The sequence below is a fragment of the Autumnicola tepida genome, from assembly GCF_031846485.1.
GTDB lineage: Bacteria > Bacteroidota > Bacteroidia > Flavobacteriales > Flavobacteriaceae > Autumnicola > Autumnicola tepida.
Genome location: NZ_JAVRHQ010000017.1, coordinates 20,308 through 38,523, shown reverse-complemented (window position 1 = coordinate 38,523; position 18,216 = coordinate 20,308). Strand labels below are relative to the sequence as shown.

Annotated in this window: 16 protein-coding genes and 1 pseudogene; 4 read left to right on the top strand and 13 right to left on the bottom strand. The window is 41.4% G+C overall.

Going from position 1 to position 18,216, the window contains the following annotated elements; translation table 11 throughout:
- Positions 1-172: 172 nt before the first annotated feature.
- The 10 genes and pseudogenes from RM553_RS13360 to RM553_RS13315 form a co-directional block, all read right to left on the bottom strand.
- Positions 173-985 carry a hypothetical protein gene (locus RM553_RS13360; RefSeq protein ID WP_311535442.1) on the bottom strand — a complete coding sequence of 271 codons (813 nt, stop codon included), beginning with the start codon at positions 983-985 and terminating at the stop codon, positions 173-175.
- Positions 982-1,665 (bottom strand): DUF4114 domain-containing protein, encoded by a 684-nt coding sequence (locus RM553_RS13355; protein WP_311535441.1) that lies wholly within the window; start codon positions 1,663-1,665, stop codon positions 982-984. Before RM553_RS13355 ends, RM553_RS13360 begins: the two co-directional genes overlap by 4 nt.
- Positions 1,666-1,788: 123 nt before the next feature.
- Positions 1,789-2,868 carry a mannose-1-phosphate guanylyltransferase gene (locus tag RM553_RS13350; RefSeq protein ID WP_311535440.1) on the bottom strand — a complete coding sequence of 360 codons (1,080 nt, stop codon included), beginning with the start codon at positions 2,866-2,868 and terminating at the stop codon, positions 1,789-1,791.
- A gap of 127 nt (positions 2,869-2,995) precedes the next feature.
- Positions 2,996-3,704: pseudogene (locus tag RM553_RS13345) on the bottom strand (LytR/AlgR family response regulator transcription factor).
- An 11-nt stretch (positions 3,705-3,715) separates the two neighbouring features.
- Positions 3,716-4,036, bottom strand: a complete 321-nt coding sequence (locus RM553_RS13340) for an Hpt domain-containing protein (RefSeq protein WP_311535439.1) — start codon at positions 4,034-4,036, stop codon at positions 3,716-3,718.
- Positions 4,037-4,040: 4 nt separating this feature from the next.
- Positions 4,041-6,437: a PAS domain-containing sensor histidine kinase gene (locus tag RM553_RS13335; protein ID WP_311535438.1), complete on the bottom strand. Its 2,397-nt coding sequence runs from the start codon at positions 6,435-6,437 to the stop codon at positions 4,041-4,043.
- Positions 6,421-6,978: a heme NO-binding domain-containing protein gene (locus RM553_RS13330; RefSeq protein ID WP_311535437.1), complete on the bottom strand. Its 558-nt coding sequence runs from the start codon at positions 6,976-6,978 to the stop codon at positions 6,421-6,423. Before RM553_RS13330 ends, RM553_RS13335 begins: the two co-directional genes overlap by 17 nt.
- A gap of 7 nt (positions 6,979-6,985) precedes the next feature.
- On the bottom strand, positions 6,986-7,399 hold the full coding sequence (locus tag RM553_RS13325; RefSeq protein ID WP_311535436.1) for a response regulator: 414 nt from the start codon (positions 7,397-7,399) through the stop codon (positions 6,986-6,988).
- Between the two features lie 169 nt (positions 7,400-7,568).
- Positions 7,569-7,736 carry a hypothetical protein gene (locus tag RM553_RS13320; protein ID WP_311535435.1) on the bottom strand — a complete coding sequence of 56 codons (168 nt, stop codon included), beginning with the start codon at positions 7,734-7,736 and terminating at the stop codon, positions 7,569-7,571.
- A 48-nt stretch (positions 7,737-7,784) separates the two neighbouring features.
- The gene (locus tag RM553_RS13315; protein WP_311535434.1) at positions 7,785-9,296 is read right to left on the bottom strand and encodes a GH3 auxin-responsive promoter family protein; all 1,512 of its coding nucleotides are present in this window, start codon (positions 9,294-9,296) and stop codon (positions 7,785-7,787) included.
- A 118-nt stretch (positions 9,297-9,414) separates the two neighbouring features.
- Here RM553_RS13315 and RM553_RS13310 point away from each other — a divergent pair, with 118 nt between their 5' ends.
- The 3 genes from RM553_RS13310 to RM553_RS13300 all read left to right on the top strand — a co-directional run bounded on the left by RM553_RS13310 (position 9,415) and on the right by RM553_RS13300 (position 12,692).
- Complete coding sequence (locus RM553_RS13310; RefSeq protein ID WP_311535433.1) at positions 9,415-10,209, top strand: DUF2797 domain-containing protein; 795 nt, start codon at positions 9,415-9,417, stop codon at positions 10,207-10,209.
- A gap of 138 nt (positions 10,210-10,347) precedes the next feature.
- Positions 10,348-11,538 carry a pyridoxal phosphate-dependent aminotransferase gene (locus RM553_RS13305; protein ID WP_311535432.1) on the top strand — a complete coding sequence of 397 codons (1,191 nt, stop codon included), beginning with the start codon at positions 10,348-10,350 and terminating at the stop codon, positions 11,536-11,538.
- Between the two features lie 14 nt (positions 11,539-11,552).
- A complete protein-coding gene (locus RM553_RS13300) occupies positions 11,553-12,692 on the top strand; it encodes an AEC family transporter (RefSeq protein WP_311535431.1) in 1,140 nt (379 codons plus the stop codon).
- 173 nt (positions 12,693-12,865) lie between these two features.
- Here RM553_RS13300 and RM553_RS13295 read toward each other — a convergent pair whose 3' ends face one another.
- Positions 12,866-15,541, bottom strand: coding sequence for an AsmA family protein (locus RM553_RS13295; RefSeq protein WP_311535430.1), 2,676 nt, complete (start codon positions 15,539-15,541; stop codon positions 12,866-12,868).
- Positions 15,525-16,268 (bottom strand): queuosine precursor transporter, encoded by a 744-nt coding sequence (locus tag RM553_RS13290; protein ID WP_311535429.1) that lies wholly within the window; start codon positions 16,266-16,268, stop codon positions 15,525-15,527. The genes RM553_RS13295 and RM553_RS13290 overlap by 17 nt, the downstream gene beginning before the upstream one ends.
- Before the next feature lie 102 nt (positions 16,269-16,370).
- Here RM553_RS13290 and folK point away from each other — a divergent pair, with 102 nt between their 5' ends.
- A complete protein-coding gene (gene folK / locus RM553_RS13285) occupies positions 16,371-17,510 on the top strand; it encodes a 2-amino-4-hydroxy-6-hydroxymethyldihydropteridine diphosphokinase (protein ID WP_311535428.1) in 1,140 nt (379 codons plus the stop codon).
- On the opposite strand, the gene RM553_RS13280 is transcribed toward folK, so the two are convergent.
- Positions 17,507-18,073 carry an RNA methyltransferase gene (locus RM553_RS13280; RefSeq protein WP_311535427.1) on the bottom strand — a complete coding sequence of 189 codons (567 nt, stop codon included), beginning with the start codon at positions 18,071-18,073 and terminating at the stop codon, positions 17,507-17,509. The two genes, folK and RM553_RS13280, sit on opposite strands and share 4 nt — an antisense overlap.
- Positions 18,074-18,216 lie beyond the last annotated feature (143 nt).

Here is an 18,216-nt window from a genome sequence, read left to right as displayed (position 1 = left end):
TCACTTCAACAGGGGAAGTATTCCCGATGTTGAATTCCAGGGCTTCAAAACCGGAGGCATCAAAAGCCTGATCCTGAGGCTATGCAGATTTCTTCCTCATAATCCTTGTTAAGATTTTGTGCATTTATAAATTCCACCTCTTCATCAAATTCTGTAGCGCGCATTTTTCCGCTTAAAGAAAGCCCTCATCTTCATTTTTGTTTTTTACGATAAGATGAAGCCGGCCGTCTTTATAAAAACCACGTTTTACAAAAACGGTAGGGTACCTGCCGGCCATCTTATCGCTTATCAGGGAACTATAAGCTTTAAATTTTTCTAAAATATGCCCCACGATGCTGCTCACCTGCCCCATTGCATTTCCCCATACCTGGAAATTCACATAGTCTCCTTCGGGATAATCTGCAATATTCCAGTAGGAGTGGAGGGTAGGCAATTCTCCAGTTTCTACGGAAAAATTCACCGCGTATTCCAACTCTCCGTTTGCGCGAAGTATTTTTATCATCACCAGCTCATGGCCTTTAAGGCTAATGGTCCTGATGTCTTCCAGGCTGGAAGAATTAAGCCGGTCGCAAATCACTTTTGTTTGGTCGTAAATACCGCCACTGGTTTTGGTGATAAGTGCCGCGGCAACACGTTCGCCATTACTGTAATAATCAGCAGAGAAAACAGCTTCGGCATTGGTGATACCCATCAGATCCCCGGGGCTTGAAATCCTGGCTTCCTCATTGCCAAACATGGCGCTATGGGGGAGCAGGGAAGCCAGGACCAAACCATGGGGGGATTTTACTATAGAGGCTTTTTCGGCAAATTTTTGTTGTTTTTCTTTTTTGTGTTTGCTGTAATTGTTCTTTAACCTTTTAAAATTTCGGCTGGCGATGTCGCCGGTGCTTTCCAGGCCGCCTTTGTTGGCAGAGCTTACTTTTGTGGCGCTTTTAATGTCTGCATAGTTGTAAGTTTTAATCGCCCCACATGGATTGGCGGTCACATAAAATGGGCATCATTAAAATCCTGCTTGCAAGAGTGGTGGTCCCTTCTTAAATCTTCAATCCCCAGATACACCCTTTCATTTTGGGGATCTGAAAGCAGTACCATGGTTTGTCTCAACTCCTCATCGGCTTCCGGATTAAAATCGGGGTTTGAGAAAACCTGCCAGTGTACGCCGGTTACCCTGCTGCCGTTCCAGCGATTGGCGAGCAACACCCAACCTATTCCTGTACCCGCTGGGAAATTGCCGATTTTCACCTTGTTTCCTTTGCGTAAACAACCACAGTAACCACCTTCAGAAGCATTGGGAAAAATAATTGTAATGTCTGATGGTTGGGGTTTGGCGGGAGCAGGGGCATTAAGATCATAAGTATAAAACCCCAGAACATTTTTATAACCGGCACCTTCTTTAACAAAAGTCACCCAATTGCCAGCATCTTCCCGTAAGGCAATATCGGTATCGTAACCCGTAGAGATGTAATGCGGATTATATTCCGGCATCGGGTAACTCTCCGGTAAAGCGTCCAGGAGCATTTGCATGCTTTTATCAGAAATCATATCATTTTCCGGTTCCAGGTCATCTGTAACTCCCTGCGCATCATAGCCTCCCTGGAACTGGTAATGCTGGGCAGAATGGTTCAGGTTCAAACTGAGGCAAAAAAGAAGTAGAATTCGTTTCATAAGATTTGGGTTAGCAGGATAAAGGTATTTACAGATGCTCTTCTTTAAGGAAAATTGTGATAAGTGCAGGTTTTTTTAAGCCTGGGCAGCTATAATTGCAGATGAATGGTTTTTCTGCAGTTTTTACCCAAAATGAACTCCGTACCGGTTCATTACATTCTGTCTTATTTCTTTTATTTCCTGCTCTTTTCGCTTGGGTACGATCACCAGCACTTCTTCATTTTCAATAATGATATAATTGCTAAGGCCATCCACGAAAACTACTTTATCTTTTTCGGTGCGAATAATGTTTCCCTTGGCTTCCAGCGGGATAAACCTGGAATTCACAACCGTGTTCCTGTCTACATCCTGGGGCAGTTCTTCCTCAAGCGCGCACCAGGTTCCAAGGTCATTCCAGGAGAAGCTCGCCGGGATCACAAAAACATCCGGGGATTTTTCTATAATGCCATGGTCTATCGAAATATTTTCTGCTGAAGGATAGGTAACTGACAGGAATTCCGGTTCTAAAGAGGTGTTCCAGAAAGGCGTTCCATTATCAAACAACTCGTACATATCTGGCAAAAATTCCCTGAAGCTATGAATAATCTGTGAGGCTTTCCATACAAAAATTCCGGAGTTCCATAAATAATTTCCTGCTGCCACAAAATGTGAAGCAGTGTCAAAATCGGGTTTTTCAGTAAACTTTTTTACAGGATAAATATTTTCAGAAGCCGATGGATTGTATTGTATGTAACCGTAACCGGTATTTGGTAAGCTGGGGCGTATCCCAAAAGTTATGAGCTTATTTGCTTTTTCTACGGTTTTAAAGGCCAGGTTAACATCGCTGGCAAAATTATATTCGTTGTGTATCCAGTGATCACTTGGGGCAACAATCATTTTTGCTTCCGGATCCCTGGTGTAGATCTTCATGGCTGCCATTAAAATACAGGGCGCGGTATTGCGCATAACCGGTTCTGCCACCACCTGCTCTGGGTCAATCTGGGGCAATTGTTCCAAAATGATCTTTTTATAGATCTCGTTGGTAAGGATGTAGATATTCCCTGCGGGGACAAATTTTTCCAGGCGCTCGAAGGTGGTTTGCATCAGAGTTTTTCCACTCCCAAGGATATCCTGAAATTGCTTTGGATGGGCTTTTTTGCTCACCGGCCAGAATCGACTTCCAACTCCGCCGGCCATAATAACTGCATAATTGTGATTCTTCATTTCGGGTAATTTTTACCATTTGGTGATTAAGTATGGTAAAAGTAGCCGATGCTTTTAGCTTTGCCGGGATTTTTCGCCTAAGCAAAAAGTATGTCTGTTGAAAAGATGAAAAGTGTAGATGAACGGTTTAGAGCAGGTTTAACCTTTTCATCAGTTCCGGGCGGTTACTGCGGCTTACCGGGATCACATCTTTTTCTATAAGGACGCTGTTATCTTCAATATCTACAATCTGCTTTATGTTGATAATAAAAGAGCGGTGCACTTTAAGAAAAATATCCCCGGGTAACTTTTCCGCAATTTTCTTAAGGGTGGAATGTACGGTATAATTTTTACCGGAAGTCTTGATTTGAATATAATCTCCTTTTGCTTCTATTAAATAAATAGTGGGAATATCAATTTTAATAAGTCTGCGGTCGATATTTACGTAAAGGTCGTTATCGGTTTTATTTAATTCTGAAGCAGGATCCTTCGTCGCCGCCACAGGTTTGGTATTTAAAGCCTTCTGCACGGCTTTATCAAACCTTTCCTGGGTAATGGGTTTCACCAGGTAATCCACAATACAATCATAATTCAAAAGCCTCAATGGCAAAACTACGGTCTGAGGTGGTAAGAATAACATTCGGCGGATTTTTAAGCGTCTGGATAAAATCGAAACCGGTAAAATCTGGCATATGAATATCCAGGAAAATGAGTTCTGCACTTTCCTGGTTAAGGAATTTTATGGCCTGCATGGCATTGGGGAATTCTTCTTCCAGTTCCACATGCGGGTTATTTTCAATAAGTTGTTGGATAATCATCCTGGCCGCCGCCTCATCATCAATAACTAAACATTTCATTCATATAGATTTTAGGACTGCTGAACAAAAGCAAGCATCATCTGAAGTTTTTCTTCAAATTCAGCCTGTCTTTTATTCTCACCTTCGCGCAACTCACTTTCATAATCTTCCGCTAAGTGGTATGTTTTTTCAAGCCCTAAAATACTAATTTTATGTTTAAGTTTATGCACGTTGGCAGAGGCTTCTTTATAGTTTTTATTCCTGATGTTCTGTTTAAAAACCTCAATTTCTTCAGGCAGCTCTCTTCGTACCACGTTAAGAAGTTTTTCTTCAAAATCTTTATTGCCGTCAGATAGCTGGTGGATGTATGATAAATTGGGTGCTTCTTTCATCGTACTAATTTTTATTCCCGCCCTGCAGGTTCTTCATGTTCTTATTTAAGCTGAAGTAAAAAATTGTTCCTTTTCCAGGTTCGCTTTCCAGCCAGATGTTGCCCTCATAAAGATCAAGTATTTTCTTTACGATACTTAAACCTATACCCGAAGATTTTTTGTCATTGCTGGCCGAGCTGAAAATTTTAAAGACCTTTTCATGGTGTTCGGCAGGAATTCCGCAGCCATTGTCCTCAATACTGAAGATATAGCGGTTAGCTTTTTCGTTCACATCAATCTCAACAATTCCTTTTTCTTTATCGATATAATTCACCGCGTTGCTTATCAGGTTCTGGAATAATTGCTGAATGCGGGTATTATCGGCCTCAATTACCGGCAATTGCTTTTTGATCTTTACCTCTATATGCTCCGGTACATAGATCATGGAAATAATATCTTCCACAAGTGGCTGAAGGTCTACCTTTTCATTTGAAACATTGGTGTTATCGATGCTGGAATAATTGAGAATGCTTTCGATAAGGTGGTCCATTTTTTCCACCTTTGCTTGCATCAGGTCTAAATTTGCCAGACTCTCCAGGCCTAATTTTTCCCTGAAATCCTCACGTGTCCAGCTTAGCAGGGCAGAGATATTGCGCAATGGAGATTTAAGGTCGTGAGACACCACGTGGGCATAGTCGTTAAGCTTCTCGTTCTGGCTTTCCAGGTGCTTCAACAGCTCTTTTTGTTTCTTCTCCAGCGATTTACGTTCGGTAATATCCAGAAAAATGCCTATAGACCCAATCATCTTGCCTTTAACATCTATATTGGGAGCGCCACTTACCAGCCAATGCCTTGTATTCTTGTTTTTGTCCTGAACCTCCACCTCGTAGGAATCGGCGATCCCGTTGTTCCTTTTGCGTTTATGGTTTTCCATGAATTCTTCGGGGTCATTCTGAACGAGGAGTTTGATGGCATTACTCCCCACCAGTTCTTCCTTAGTATAGCCACTGATATCGCAAAAGGCATTATTAACCATTGCGATTGTGCCTTTTTTGTCTATCTCTACCAGGCCAAGGTGCATATTGGCGATAATGTTACTGTACTTTTCCTTTTGGGCCTTAAGATTTTCCTTATACCTTCTCCTGATGGTAATATCCTCATAGCTCCACAAATGGCCGCGATAAATACCTTCACTAAAAATGGGAATATAACTACGCTCAAAAATGCGTCCGTCTGCCAGCTCTAACTCCTCTCCAAGTACTGTTTTTCTTTCTTTCAGAAGTTTCTGAATTCCTGAAACGAAAGCTTCAGGATTTTTAAAGTGATGTTTGGATTCTGCCGCATTGCTGCAATCGGTGCCTGTAAGATCTTCCGGAGGTGCCGGAATGCCAAAAATATCACAAAACCTCTGGTTGGTGAGCCTTATCCTGCGGTGTTCATCTTCAAGAAGAATACCGGTTTGCAGGTTCATGATAAGGGTGGACATCCTGTTTTCAGACTCCTTAAGTTCTTCGGAAGCGAATTTTTGTTCCGTAATGTCTTCAATGGTTGCTACCTGGTAATCTATGGTTCCGTGATCATCCCTCACGGCGGTAACCGAAGTTTTTGCCCACACAATCTCCCGGTCCTTTCTAAGATACCTTTTCTCCAGGGTAAAAGTGTCAATTTCACCACTAAACATTTTCTCCCTGCACCTCTCCGATTCCCCTTCATCATCCGGATGGGTAAGTTGCTGAACATTAAGCTTTTTAAATTCCTCCGGGCTATAGCCAAGCATATCACAGAGGGCCGTATTAACCATAATTAATCCCTTAGTTTTGGGTTTGGAAAGGGAAACTCCTATAGGCGAATTTTTGAAGATGATATCCAGCTGCTGCTTTTGCTGTTCCATCAATTTCTTCATTTGGGTATCCTGCGTGATGTCGCGGGCTATTCCCTGGGCAGCTATGGGTTTCCCTTGTTTATTGTAGATAATACTGGCATTTATCTGGACGATTTTTTCTTCTCCGCTTTTTGTTACAATAACCGCCTTATAATTGTTGAATTTGCCGTGGTAATATAACTCGCGGAAGGCTTCCAGTGAATACTCCCGGTATTCTTCCTTTACCAGCCGCAGCAGGTTTATAGGTTCTTTTTCTACATCATAGCCCAGCAATTCCATCGCTGCACGATTCATGCTAATTACGTCTCCCGAAAGTTCCAGGACAACATAGGCGTCGATGATGTTTTCAAACACCCCTTCAAGTTCTGAGGTTTTGCGGTTAAGAAGTTCTTCCAGCTGCTCTTTGGAAGATTTTAATTTTTCGGAGGTGTCGTAGAGTTCTGCAGATTTTTGCTCCAGAATTTCTTCAGCGGCTTTTCGCGCTGCTTTTTCCCGTTGCAGGGCACGTTCAAGAATTTCGATTTTAGCTGTAGATTGCATGGGGCTGCTTGTAAATTTTGAATTTCACCTGGCTGCCGTTTTCTTTCAATAATTCCAGGTCTATTTTATAAGCTGTTTCGTAATGTTCGAAGGTCTTTTCCATTAAAGCCTTGGCGAACATATACATAGAACGTGTAGAAAAATACATTATTTCCAAGAAATTCTCCTCCTTATTGGTGATTTTAAAAGTTGGAAGTTCGGCGCCGGGATACAGTTTTCGCACCTGTACATGAATGTGGCTCTCTATAGATGCCAACATTTCTATGGCAGAGGAATACATGGCAAAAATGTTGGGATGGTGACGGATAAGTACCTGAAAAAAGTACCTGCCATAAGCATATATAAGATCCTGAACAGGAATCCCGGTTTCTTCACTAAGATTAGCTATGAGGTTTTGCATCTCGAAAAAATCATACGTGCCAACCGCGGTGTAAACTCCTCCAGAAGACAGATTTGATTTTGCAATGAGACGGTCTAAAAGTCCGATGCCGAATTCTTTCTCGACCATTTCAAGAAATTCTGTAAATACAATACCTTTCATTTTCGGTTTAGGCTTTTATCAATTCATTCAGGCTCCAGTACTCGAAGGCAGCTTTTAATTTTTCTACGTAATCATCATATTTTAAAGTTTTAATGAGGTAGCCGGCGATTCCAATTTTATAGCATTCCAGTACATCTTTCCTGTTGTTAGAGGTGGTAAGGATAACCGTGGGGATATATCGCAGGGTCTCATCGTTCTTCAGGATCCTCAGGAATTCAATACCATTCATTTTAGGCATGTTGAGGTCCAGGAATATTATATCGGGCAGTCTGGTTTTTTTATTCAGGATTTCAAGGGCCTGTTCTCCATCCTGTGCTTCCAGAATATTATGCTTCAACTCCAGCGAATTCATGGTTCTCATCAACTTCATTACCTCAATCTCATCATCTTCAATAAACAGAATATTCAGTTTCTTTCTCATTTTGGTGCAGGGTTATATTTCAGCTTACAAAAATGTATTAAATTCAATACAGAATGAGAGAAGTTCGGCTAATTCTAAATTAGTGTCGGTAATTGGCAAATAAGTGTCGGTGAGTTATTTCTATCTTACCTGCCCATGGCGCTGAGCTGTTATTGAAGCGTGTTGAAAGTTAAAGGAAAATACGCGGCAGATCGTATCTTACTTTGCTTGTGTTGTATGGTACAAAGGTTTGTCGCAAAAATAGGGCTTCAGGATAAAGAGAATTTTCTGAAAACCTGGTTACCACCTTAAATACAGGACCACCATAGCTGATGATGATCTGATAAACCCACAGCATCTGCTGTAAATTTATCTGCGGAATTGAAAAAAACTCCTTCCACAGCCTTTACATCATCTCCAGTAATTCTTCGAGATATTTTCGGGAATTGGAAAGACGCGGGATTTTATGCTGCCCGCCGAGTTTGTCATTTTTCTTCAGCCAGTCATAAAAAAGATTTTCCCGGGCGCTGTGAATTTTGGGCATATTCAGCGTCATGTTATTATAGCGCTTGGCTTCATAATCGCTGTTAATTTCCTGCAGGGACTTATCCAGCTGGACCTTGAAATTATTAAAATCTTTGGGCGGAGTTTTAAATTCCACGATCCATTCATGCGATCCTTTTTCCCTGCCTTCCATAAAAACAGGGGCCACGGTGTAATCCTTTATTTCACAATTGGTGACCAGGGAAACCTTTTTAAGGGCTTCTTCAGCATTTTCAATAATCAGCTCTTCGCCAAAAACATTAATGTGATGTTTGGTCCTGCCAGAAACCTTTATCCGGTAAGGATAGGTGGAGGTAAACCTTACGGTATCCCCAATTTTGTAGCGCCACAGCCCGGCATTTGTGGTAATCACCACCGCGTAATTTTTACCAACTTCCACCTGCCCCAGGGGAATAACTTTTTCTTCAGGAGTGTTATAGGTGTCCATGGGGATAAATTCATAAAAAATGCCGTAGTCCAGCATGAGCAATAACTCCTTGGAATCGTTTTGGTCCTGGCAGGCAAAAAAGCCTTCGCTGGCATTATAAATTTCGTAAAACCTGAATTCTTCCTTTGGAAGTATTTTTTGGTATTGCGGGGCATAAGGATCAAAACTTACCCCGCCATGAAAGTAAACTTCCAGGTGCGGCCAAACTTCAAATAAACTTTCCTTGCCTGTGGTTTCCAGTACGTTGTTTAGCAAAACCAGCATCCACGAAGGTACGCCGGCAAGGCTGGTCACTTTTTCTTTTATGGTTTCATCAACAATGGCCTGCATTTTCACTTCCCAGTCGTGCATCAGCGAAACTTCATTACTCGGCGTGCTGCTGAATTCTGCCCAAAAAGGCATATTGTCTATAAGAATAGCCGAAAGGTCTCCGTAAGCTGTGCCGTTATTGCGATAAATTTCCTTGCTCCCACCCAGGCGCAGGCTTTTACCTGTAAACATTTGCGATTGCGGATTGTTGTTAAGATACATGCACAGCATGTCTTTCCCGGCAGAAAAATGGCAATCTTCAAGAGAATCGTCGCTTACCGGGATAAATTTGCTTTTTGCATTGGTGGTGCCGCTGGATTTGGCAAACCATTTTATTGGGGTTGGCCAGAAAATATTAGTTTCGCCACGCCTGCTTCTTTCTATACAGGCTTCATAATCTTCATATTTTTTAACCGGAAGCCGTTCCGCGAAAGTTTCATAACTGGAAATGGAATCAAAATCATACTTCTTTCCAAATTCAGTATTTTTTGCTTTGGCAATAAGATTCCTTAACAGCTCATTCTGAACTTCTTCAGGATACTTCATAAACAGCTCCATCTGATGGATTCTCTTCTTCAAAAACCAGGAAGCAATGGAATTTACTAGCGGAATTGGCATTATTTATTTTTATCTTTATGCCCTTTAATTTTTGGGGCAATTTTGGTTGTGCGGCTAAAAATAATCTAAACTTTGAAGCCGGCAAAAGAATCGTTTCAACTAAATTTAATCAATTTTTATGAGGTACGAAGGAGTACTTACCAAAATGAGGACGGAGCTTACCGATACCGTTCAGTATTACCTGGTTTTTGAAGCAGATTTTCTGAATATGAACCAGCTTCTCAATAAAAAGATCAGCATAAATTTTCTCAAATTTGAATGTCTTAACTGCGGAAGGCAAAAAAAGGTTTTTCGCACCGGGTTTTGTTACGATTGCTGGAGCAGTATTCCGCAGGCGGGAGACTGGATTATGCGCCCGGAACTAAGTAAAGCGCATTTAGGGCAGGAAGACCGTGACCTGGAATTTGAAAAAAAATCCCAGTTGCAGCCGCATGTGGTGTACCTGGCCAATTCCAGCAACGTAAAAGTAGGGGTGACCCGTGCCAGCCAGAGCCTTACCCGGTGGATAGACCAGGGCGCACATGAGGCCATAGAAATTGTGGAAGTGCCTAACCGCTATCTTGCCGGGATTACTGAAGTGGCGCTTAAAGATCATGTTTCAGACAAAACCAACTGGCGCAAAATGTTAACCAACGAGGTGCTGGATTTAAATTTAGCTGAAGAAAGGGATAAACTGAAGGATTATATTCCTGAAGAGGCCAAACCTTATTTCCTTGAAAATAATAAAGAAACCGAAATAGCCTTCCCTGTTTTGGAATTTCCGAAGAAAATAAAAACCCTGGCGCTAAAGAAGAATCCTTATTATGAAGGGGTGCTAAAAGGAATAAAAGGGCAGTACCTTATCTTTGAAGATGGCACGGCATTTAATGTTCGGGCACATGAAGGTTACGTGGTTGAAATAAGGGTTTTGTAGTTCCTGCTGTTTTCAATATTTAAAAATATGGAATGCTATTTTTTTATATCAATAATTTAAGGTGCTCATTTTTAAATTTATAGCATAGGTTTTCAGGGGTTTTCTGTATATGTTTATAACATAAGAAAACAACAAAATATGAAAACCTCCTCTAATGCCCGCCGGGACTGGATAAAAAAAAGCCTGTTATCGCTTGGCGCGGTAGCTGTAGCGCCGCATGTGGTATGGTCCAGGCGCGTTGAAAATGCAATTGGTAATAACAGCAAATTTCTTTTTCACAATACTCACTTTAACGAATATACGCCACCCAGGTTTCCAGACCTTAATTCTTTAAAAGCCAGGTTAATGTGGAATGAAAATCCACACGGGCCTTCCAAAAAAGCCGCAGAAGTTTTTCAAAAAGAAGTTTGGGGCGGGAACCATTACAGTTGGCAAAGTTTGGGAGATTTATCGGCTAAAATTGCCGAAAAAGAAGGAGTAAAGCCTGAACAGGTGATGATGGGGCCCGGCTCTTCTGATCTTTTGGAAAAAACAGCACTTGTGTTTTTTCAGCATGGGGGCAATGTGGTGAGTGCAGATCCCAGTTATATGTCTCTTGTTTCTGTGGCTAAAGCTGCAGGGGGCAGCTGGAAAAGCATAAAACTCACTCCCGATTATCAGCATGATCTGGATGCTATGGAAGAAGCCATAGATTCTGAAACCAGGCTGGTTTATATCACCAATCCAAACAACCCTACCGCGACAATAACCGATGCCGGCAAATTAATGGATTTCTGCAGGCGTGTTTCTAAAAAAGTTCCGGTTTTTATAGACGAAGCCTATATAGAACTCTCTGACGCCGGAATGGAAAACAGTATGGCTCCTCTTGTTGCTGAGAATAAGAATGTGCTTGTTTCCAGGACCTTTTCTAAAATACATGGAATGGCTGGCCTTAGAATAGGTTACATGATAGGAAAACAAGAAACTCTGGATAGTATAAATGAAATAACCCGTGGAGGCATGGGAGTCACCGGTCCCAGTATAGCTGCGGCTTCGGCCGGGATGGACGATGCTGAATTCCTGGATTCCTGCAGGACTAAACTAATTGAATCCCGAAACTACTTCACAGATTATCTTGAGAGCCGGAATATTGATTATATGCCTTCCCAAACCAATTTCGTAATCTTTCCTCTTGAAATGGCTGGTGACGAATTCTTAAACCAGGTATATGAGCGCGAGATGGCAGTAAGGGCATTCAAATTCTGGGACCAGGACTGGTGCAGGGTAAGTATGGGCAAGATGGAAGAAATGAAATTATTCACCGAAGCACTGGATGAGATTCTGGTTTAATATATAAGAGTTTTATGGATGTAAGTCTACAGAAAACCTTCACTTTTTTATTATTTATAGGAATTGGATTTCTGCTAAAGCTCAAATTCAGTAAAAAGGAGGAAACCACAGGTATAAAGAAAATAATTCTAAACCTGGCACTGCCGGCAACGATCTTTATCGCCTTGCTAAGCGTTGAGCTTAAATCGGAGTTTTTCCTGTTACCTTTTTTCGCGATTATTTTAAACCTGATCCTGTTCTTTCTTTTTCCGTATCTCCTGCCTTCATGTGGAATAAAAAAGGGCAGTGCAGATTACAGGACTGCCGGCTTACTGGTGCCATCGCTGGCTCCTGGACTGTCTTCCTTCCCCTTTATTTTAGAATACCTGGGAGATGGTGCCCTGGCCAAAGCAGCAATGGCAGATCTTGGAAATAAAGTTTTTGTACTGCTTATTTTATACGTTGTGGCGATGAACTGGTTCTACAAAGTTCATGGGAAAAGTGCCCGGATGAATTCAGCAAAGATTAAAGATCTTTTAAAAGTCCTGGTTTCTGAACCTGTAAATGTTTTTATCCTGGTGGCGCTAGTACTGCTTGGGTTTGGATATAATCTTGGCGACCTGCCATTCGTTTTTTCTGAAACCCTGGGCCGCCTGAGTTTATTAATGACCCCACTGGTGCTTTTATTCATTGGATTGGCCGTTTCTATTAAAAAAGGAGAATTTGGGAAGATCTTTAGTCTCTTGCTGTTAAGGGCGGGAGCGGTGATTTTTATAAGTTCCCTGTTAATATACTTTGGGAATATCAGCCTGGGAAACGACCGGCTGATCGTGCTGGCATTTTCGATGAGTGCCTGTAGTTTCTGGCCTTTTGCTCATATTGCGGCAGTTGGTGCCAGGGAGAAAAATGAAAAGAAGAAGACGGGCACTTTTTCGGGTTCACTGGCTATTAATATACTTGCACTTTCCTTTCCTCTTTCTATTATTCTTATCCTGGGAATGTTCACTATAGGAGAGGCAGTAACGCAGCTGCCGGTAATGCTGGCAATAGCATCAACTTTTTTAATATTGGGGATAATCCCTGTATTTCTGCGGAAGTTGAATCTGGTAACCAGAAAGAACACCACCAAAAAAGAATACCAGCCGGAATTAAAAAACGCACCCGCCGAAGGTTAAAAAATTCTTTTCACAGAGTCTGATACCCGATCAAGCTTAAAAGCTCTTTCACTAGAAGCCGCGCATACAACGAATTAATTTCTTTAAACAAACTGAAACCTTATTTAGATTAAACCTCACAGGTTTTCAAAACCTGTGAGGTATTTCTATTCCATACTTCAGACTTCTAACCTCTAACTTCCGGTCGTATCTTTCTTTTTGGTCTGGGCGTTTTTCAGGATTCCTCCAAGGATGTTTTTGGCTGCCTGCTCCACCTGTTTCTCCGGTTTTGGAGCGGCAGGGTTGGCAGTGGTATCTACTTTGGTAGAATCCTGCGTATTTTCACGACCCTGATTTCTCTTTCCGGTAAGGATATCATTTATCGCGTCAATTCCTTTTTGCTGGAGTTTCTCCTTCTGGTTTTGCGCAACCTTTTGAGTGAGGTTGGTAATAGCCTGCTGCATGTTGAGGTTAACCTGCGGATTGCTAAAACTTCCTGTCAGATCTATTGGTAAGGCAACCGTCATATTCTGGATATTTTCACCGCTCAACTGTCCCAGTGCTCCTCCAACTTCACTGCCCAGGTAACGCGCCGGCACATCCAGTTTTACGTTGTAATTCATATTCATATCAAACCCATGGCTACCACCCACCTGCACATTTATCCCTTTTACATCAAAATTAAAAGGTTCTATTTCTACCATCCCATTATCAAAAGTGAGGTTTGTTTTGAGGTTATCCAGATTGATATCGTTTAAATCAATAAAAGAAAGTTGCTGGTCCAGCCTGGCCAGTAATGGCATTTTTGCAGGATCTACTTCCGCAGTGAGAATTTGTGCCAAAGCAGTGCCGGCAAGAGTAGAAAGGTCTGGCGTAAAATCATTATTTAAATTTCCACGCAGGTTGAGGTTTGTTTGGAGTTCACCTTCCAGCGCATTGGCAATAGGGGCTAGACCCTGCAACAGATCCATTTGATTAAAGGACTGGGCGATGTTCAGCTTATTCAAATTAAGGTCCATCTGGAAAGTTGGCGTGGGATTTTTAGTGGAAACATTCCCGTTCAGGGCAATACTTCCGCCAAAAATATTTGTAGTTACATTTTGCAGGGTGGCGGTTTCATCTCTCAAAATAAGTGTTCCCGTGGCATTGCGAAGTTCAAGATCATCATATAAAACCCTGTTGGCCTTAAAACCTAGTTCAACATCCAGGAAAGAGGGAATTTTAATCGCTTCTTCGCCTGTTGTTGCCGGAGTATTTTCTTCTGAAGTGGTTTCGACTTCTTCAGTAGCTGTTTCTTCAGTTTCAGCAACCTTAAAATCACTTATAGCGAAAGTATTGGAGTTCACCTGGAAATTTCCTTTTAGAACCTGGTCTGTAAATAAAAAGCCCATCAGGTTCTCAATATTTCCTGAAGCGGTGATATCGGTCTGGCCGGTGGTAAGTTTTAATTCCGGCACGCGAACCGTGCCCTGGTTAAAATTCATTTGCGCATTGGCAATCTGAACTTCATTCGGGATCTCTGGAGATTTGTACCTGAAATTCCTGATGCTGGCCGTTCCTTTGGAATTTACGTTCTGGTACTGCTCATTCTCAATGGAGTTCATATCAAAACTGGCCGTAAGGTCTGCGGTAAGGATCCCGTTCAGGTCCAGGTCCATATTCAGCGGGTAAGCCTGTTCAATATTGGCCAGATTAATCGTGCCATCCACCGTCATGTTTATGAGCATGTTTTCCATCAAATTCCGTACGCTGCCGTTTGCGGCAAAGCGGTCTTCATCTATACGGAAGCTTACATTATCAAAAGTGATGTAAGTATCGTCCACCAGGCCGGTCTCATTCAACACTTTAAGGTCCAGGTTTATGTCCTGGACGGCCTTTGGCAAATCGGGGTACTTAAAAGAGGCATTGCTGGAGCTTACCTGTATATCCATCATGGGAATATGCTCTTCATCTACAATCCCGTTTATCTTACCGTTAACAATAAAATCGCCACTGGTTTGCACCTCTTCAATGTTTTTGGCGTAAGTTTCAGGAATTACCTGCAGGAAATTTTTAAATTCTGAAGAAGGAGTTTTAAAAGTGAGGTTTATTTCATTGTTATCGTCATTTACATCTACATATCCATCAAAAGTGAGCGGTAACTGGTTGATAAGTGCCTGGTTTTCCAGGAAGCTGTACTTCATTTCTTCCAGGTCCATCTGGATTACGGCATCCAGCGCTACCGTGTTTCGGCTTAAATAATTCACGCTGTCAAGCTCAAAGCTTACCAGTGCACTGGTTTCAGTATCCAACTCGCTTTGGTCCAGAGAGAAATCCCCGGTTCCCTGGTGGTTTAACTCTTCAACATCAAGAAAAATCTTTGCTCCTTCATCTGCATATTTAAGCCTGGAATTATTGATCTCATAATGCTCCAGGTCTAAACTAAAACCTGTGGAAGCGGTATCTGTTGAAGCCGTGGTGGTAGTATCTTCAATAGCAATATCATAATTAGCATTGCCAAGAGAATCAACTTTTATGTTAACAAAGGCATTGTTAAAGCGGAATTCGTCTATACTTTTTGGTTCATCACTGCCTTTAAATAATTCCCCTATAGACATTTCCAGCAGCACTTCTTCGCTTAAAGCCAGAGTGTCGCCTTCAAAAGGTTCATTATTGATCACGCTTACATCGCTTAGCACAACTGTTGCCTGGGGAAAACTACGGAAGAGGCTAAGGTCTATATCTGAGGATTCTACCCGGGCATTTACATTGTTATTAATGGTTTTTTTTACAAAATTTTCAATTTGTGTTTCAAAAACAAGTGGTGCTGCTATTAAAATGACAAGCACCACCAACACAAAAATCCCAACTATTTTAAGCGCTTTTTTCATCATAGATTTTTTTATGTTCCACATTGGGAGTTTCCAGAATTAATTCTTCTCCCATTTTCAGTTTAAACCTTTTCCTTAGAGCATAGACTGAAAAGTATAGAAAGGGCGTATCCAATATGGCGACAATAACCTTAAACAAAAAGCCGCTAAGCAATAGTGCGCCAAACCGCTCCCATTCAATTTTATTAAAACTACAGAGCAAAAACAAGACCGAAAAAGTGTCTACAAATTGAGACAGGAAGGTTGAAAAGTTATTCCTAACCCAGAGGTGCCTGCCCCTGGTAAGTTTTTTCCAGAAATGGAATAACTGGATGTCTATATACTGCGCCAGCAGGTACGCCAGCATGGAAGCTAAAACCGCTATTGCGGTAGCGCCAAATACCGTTTTGAACAAGGAATTACCTACGGGAGACCAGGCGGTAGCCGGAACAGCATCGGCCGTAAAAACGATTAATAAAGAGAAGAACGAAGCGAAGATCCCCGCCGTTACCACTTCATTGGCTTTGCGTTTTCCATAAATTTCGCTAATAATATCTGTAATTAAGAAGGTAACCGGGTAGGGTAAAATCCCCACTGAAATCTCAAAAGTGTAGATTCCGAAGAAATCCCAGTAAAAGAATTTTTGAAAAATCAGGTTAGATACAACCAGGGAAGCAATGAAAAGGGCTGCAAGAATTAAGTAAATTCTCTGGGCAGCCAATTTGTCTTTAAGATTAAGTTTTGCCAAATTATTTTTTTAAAGACCAGGAACAAAATTAAGGGTATGTGATTTTGTTTTGCTTAATTTGCTGTGAAATTTTTCACCTGTCCTATAAATTTTTCTTTTAAGTTGAATGCCCCTAAAATAGTACATATTGCGCTGGGAAGCAATGTTGGCGAACGATTTGTTATTTTACAAAAAGCTGTAAACCTGCTTTATACAGAGGTTGGCGATATCCTTAAAATTTCCGGAATTTATAAAACTCCGGCCTGGGGTTTTGAGGGAAATGAATTTCTAAACGCCTGCGTTAGTGTTTCTACCCGGTTTTCTGCGGAAGAAGTGCTGCGGAAACTGCTGCAGATTGAAACTGAAATGGGACGTAACCGAAGCGGTTCCAAAAATTACCAAAATCGTACACTGGACCTCGATATTGTGCTTTTTGAAGATGAGGTTATAGAAACCAAATATCTTAAAGTACCGCATCCAGAAATGCAAAACCGAAAATTTGTATTGCAGCCTTTACAGGATATTGCAGCAAAGGAAATTCATCCGGTTTTAAAAAAGAGCACTTCTCAATTACTGAAAGAAACAAAAGATACTTCTGAAATACATCGTATTGCTGAGGATCTAAAGTCGCCACAGCATACCTATAATTTTGTAAACTGCAACTACATCGCGGTTGAAGGAAATATAGGAGCCGGGAAAACCAGTTTTTCCACCATGGTTTCCCAGGATTTTAACGCGAAACTTATCCTGGAGCGCTTTAAAGATAACCCGTTTTTGCCAAAATTTTACGAAAGTAAGGAACGGTACGCCTTTCCGCTGGAAATGTCTTTCCTGGCCGATCGTTACCAGCAACTTTCTGACGACCTGGCGCAATATGATTTATTTAAGGATTTTGTAATTTCAGATTACGATGTGTTCAAATCGCTTATTTTTGCCAAAATCACCCTGCAGGAAGATGAATATTTGCTTTACCACAAGCTTTTTCATCTTATGTATAAAGAACTGGTAAAACCGGAGTTATATATTTACCTGTACCAAAATACCGAACGCCTGCTGGAAAATATCAAAAAGCGTGGCCGCGATTATGAGCAGAATATCAAGGCAGAATATTTAGTGGAGATCAACCAGTCTTACCTGAGTTTTATTAAATCCCAAACAGGTATGAAGGTACAGATCATCGATATTTCAGATAAAGATTTTGTGAACAACCGCAGGGATTACCTGGCTTTGCTTGGAGAAATAGATGATGCGTTAAAACCTTAATGGGAAAAATAAGAATTTCGGGAAGTATGGGACGAAATCTTTACAAACAGATCCCATAAAATCACACCGGTACTTACGGCTATATTGAGCGAATGTTTGCTGCCCAGCTGCGGGATTTCGATAATTCCATCACTGGCCGTAACCACTTCCTGCTGCACGCCTTTTACCTCATTTCCAAAAACCACCGCGCAGGTTTCCCCTTTTTCAGGTTGAAAGTCATTTAGCATAACGGCACCTTCGGCCTGTTCCACAGAAAAAACTTTAACCTTTTCTTTCTGAAGCCGCTTTACCACATCAAGAGTGTTTTCAGTATACTCCCAATCGACTGTTTCGGTAGCGCCAAGAGCGGTTTTTTGAATATCCTTATGCGGGGGGCGGGCAGTGATACCGCAGAGATAGATTTTTTCAATCAGGAAAGCATCAGCGGTTCTAAAGACAGAGCCAATATTATTCAGGCTTCTGATATTGTCCAGAATAACGATAATTGGGGTTTTTTTGGCTTCTTTAAATTCTTCAACAGACTTTCTCTCCAGCTCACTGTTTTTAAGTTTACGGTTTTCCATGGTGTAAAATTAGATATTCTCAATTGGAGAATGAAATATTTTATGAAGATTGCAGTATCCTGAAATTACCGGCCAAATGCTGGGGCAGCTTCTAATCTTCATCTTTTTTTAGCATCTTTGAAGGAATATTTTTATTAATAATT

Bases quoted from the DNA above. Each gene is read 5' to 3' on its own strand.
- RM553_RS13315 (WP_311535434.1), bottom strand. From the start codon at position 9,296: ATGCCAATTCCGCTAGTAAATTCCATTGCTTCCTGGTTTTTGAAGAAG.
- RM553_RS13280 (WP_311535427.1), bottom strand. From the start codon at position 18,073: ATGGAAAACCGTAAACTTAAAAACAGTGAGCTGGAGAGAAAGTCTGTT.
- RM553_RS13300 (WP_311535431.1), top strand. From the start codon at position 11,553: ATGGATGTAAGTCTACAGAAAACCTTCACTTTTTTATTATTTATAGGA.
- RM553_RS13330 (WP_311535437.1), bottom strand. From the start codon at position 6,978: ATGAAAGGTATTGTATTTACAGAATTTCTTGAAATGGTCGAGAAAGAA.
- RM553_RS13340 (WP_311535439.1), bottom strand. From the start codon at position 4,036: ATGAAAGAAGCACCCAATTTATCATACATCCACCAGCTATCTGACGGC.
- RM553_RS13295 (WP_311535430.1), bottom strand. From the start codon at position 15,541: ATGAAAAAAGCGCTTAAAATAGTTGGGATTTTTGTGTTGGTGGTGCTT.
- RM553_RS13320 (WP_311535435.1), bottom strand. From the start codon at position 7,736: ATGCTGTGGGTTTATCAGATCATCATCAGCTATGGTGGTCCTGTATTT.
- RM553_RS13335 (WP_311535438.1), bottom strand. From the start codon at position 6,437: ATGCAATCTACAGCTAAAATCGAAATTCTTGAACGTGCCCTGCAACGG.
- RM553_RS13305 (WP_311535432.1), top strand. From the start codon at position 10,348: ATGAAAACCTCCTCTAATGCCCGCCGGGACTGGATAAAAAAAAGCCTG.
- RM553_RS13310 (WP_311535433.1), top strand. From the start codon at position 9,415: ATGAGGTACGAAGGAGTACTTACCAAAATGAGGACGGAGCTTACCGAT.
- RM553_RS13355 (WP_311535441.1), bottom strand. From the start codon at position 1,665: ATGAAACGAATTCTACTTCTTTTTTGCCTCAGTTTGAACCTGAACCAT.
- RM553_RS13325 (WP_311535436.1), bottom strand. From the start codon at position 7,399: ATGAGAAAGAAACTGAATATTCTGTTTATTGAAGATGATGAGATTGAG.
- RM553_RS13350 (WP_311535440.1), bottom strand. From the start codon at position 2,868: ATGAAGAATCACAATTATGCAGTTATTATGGCCGGCGGAGTTGGAAGT.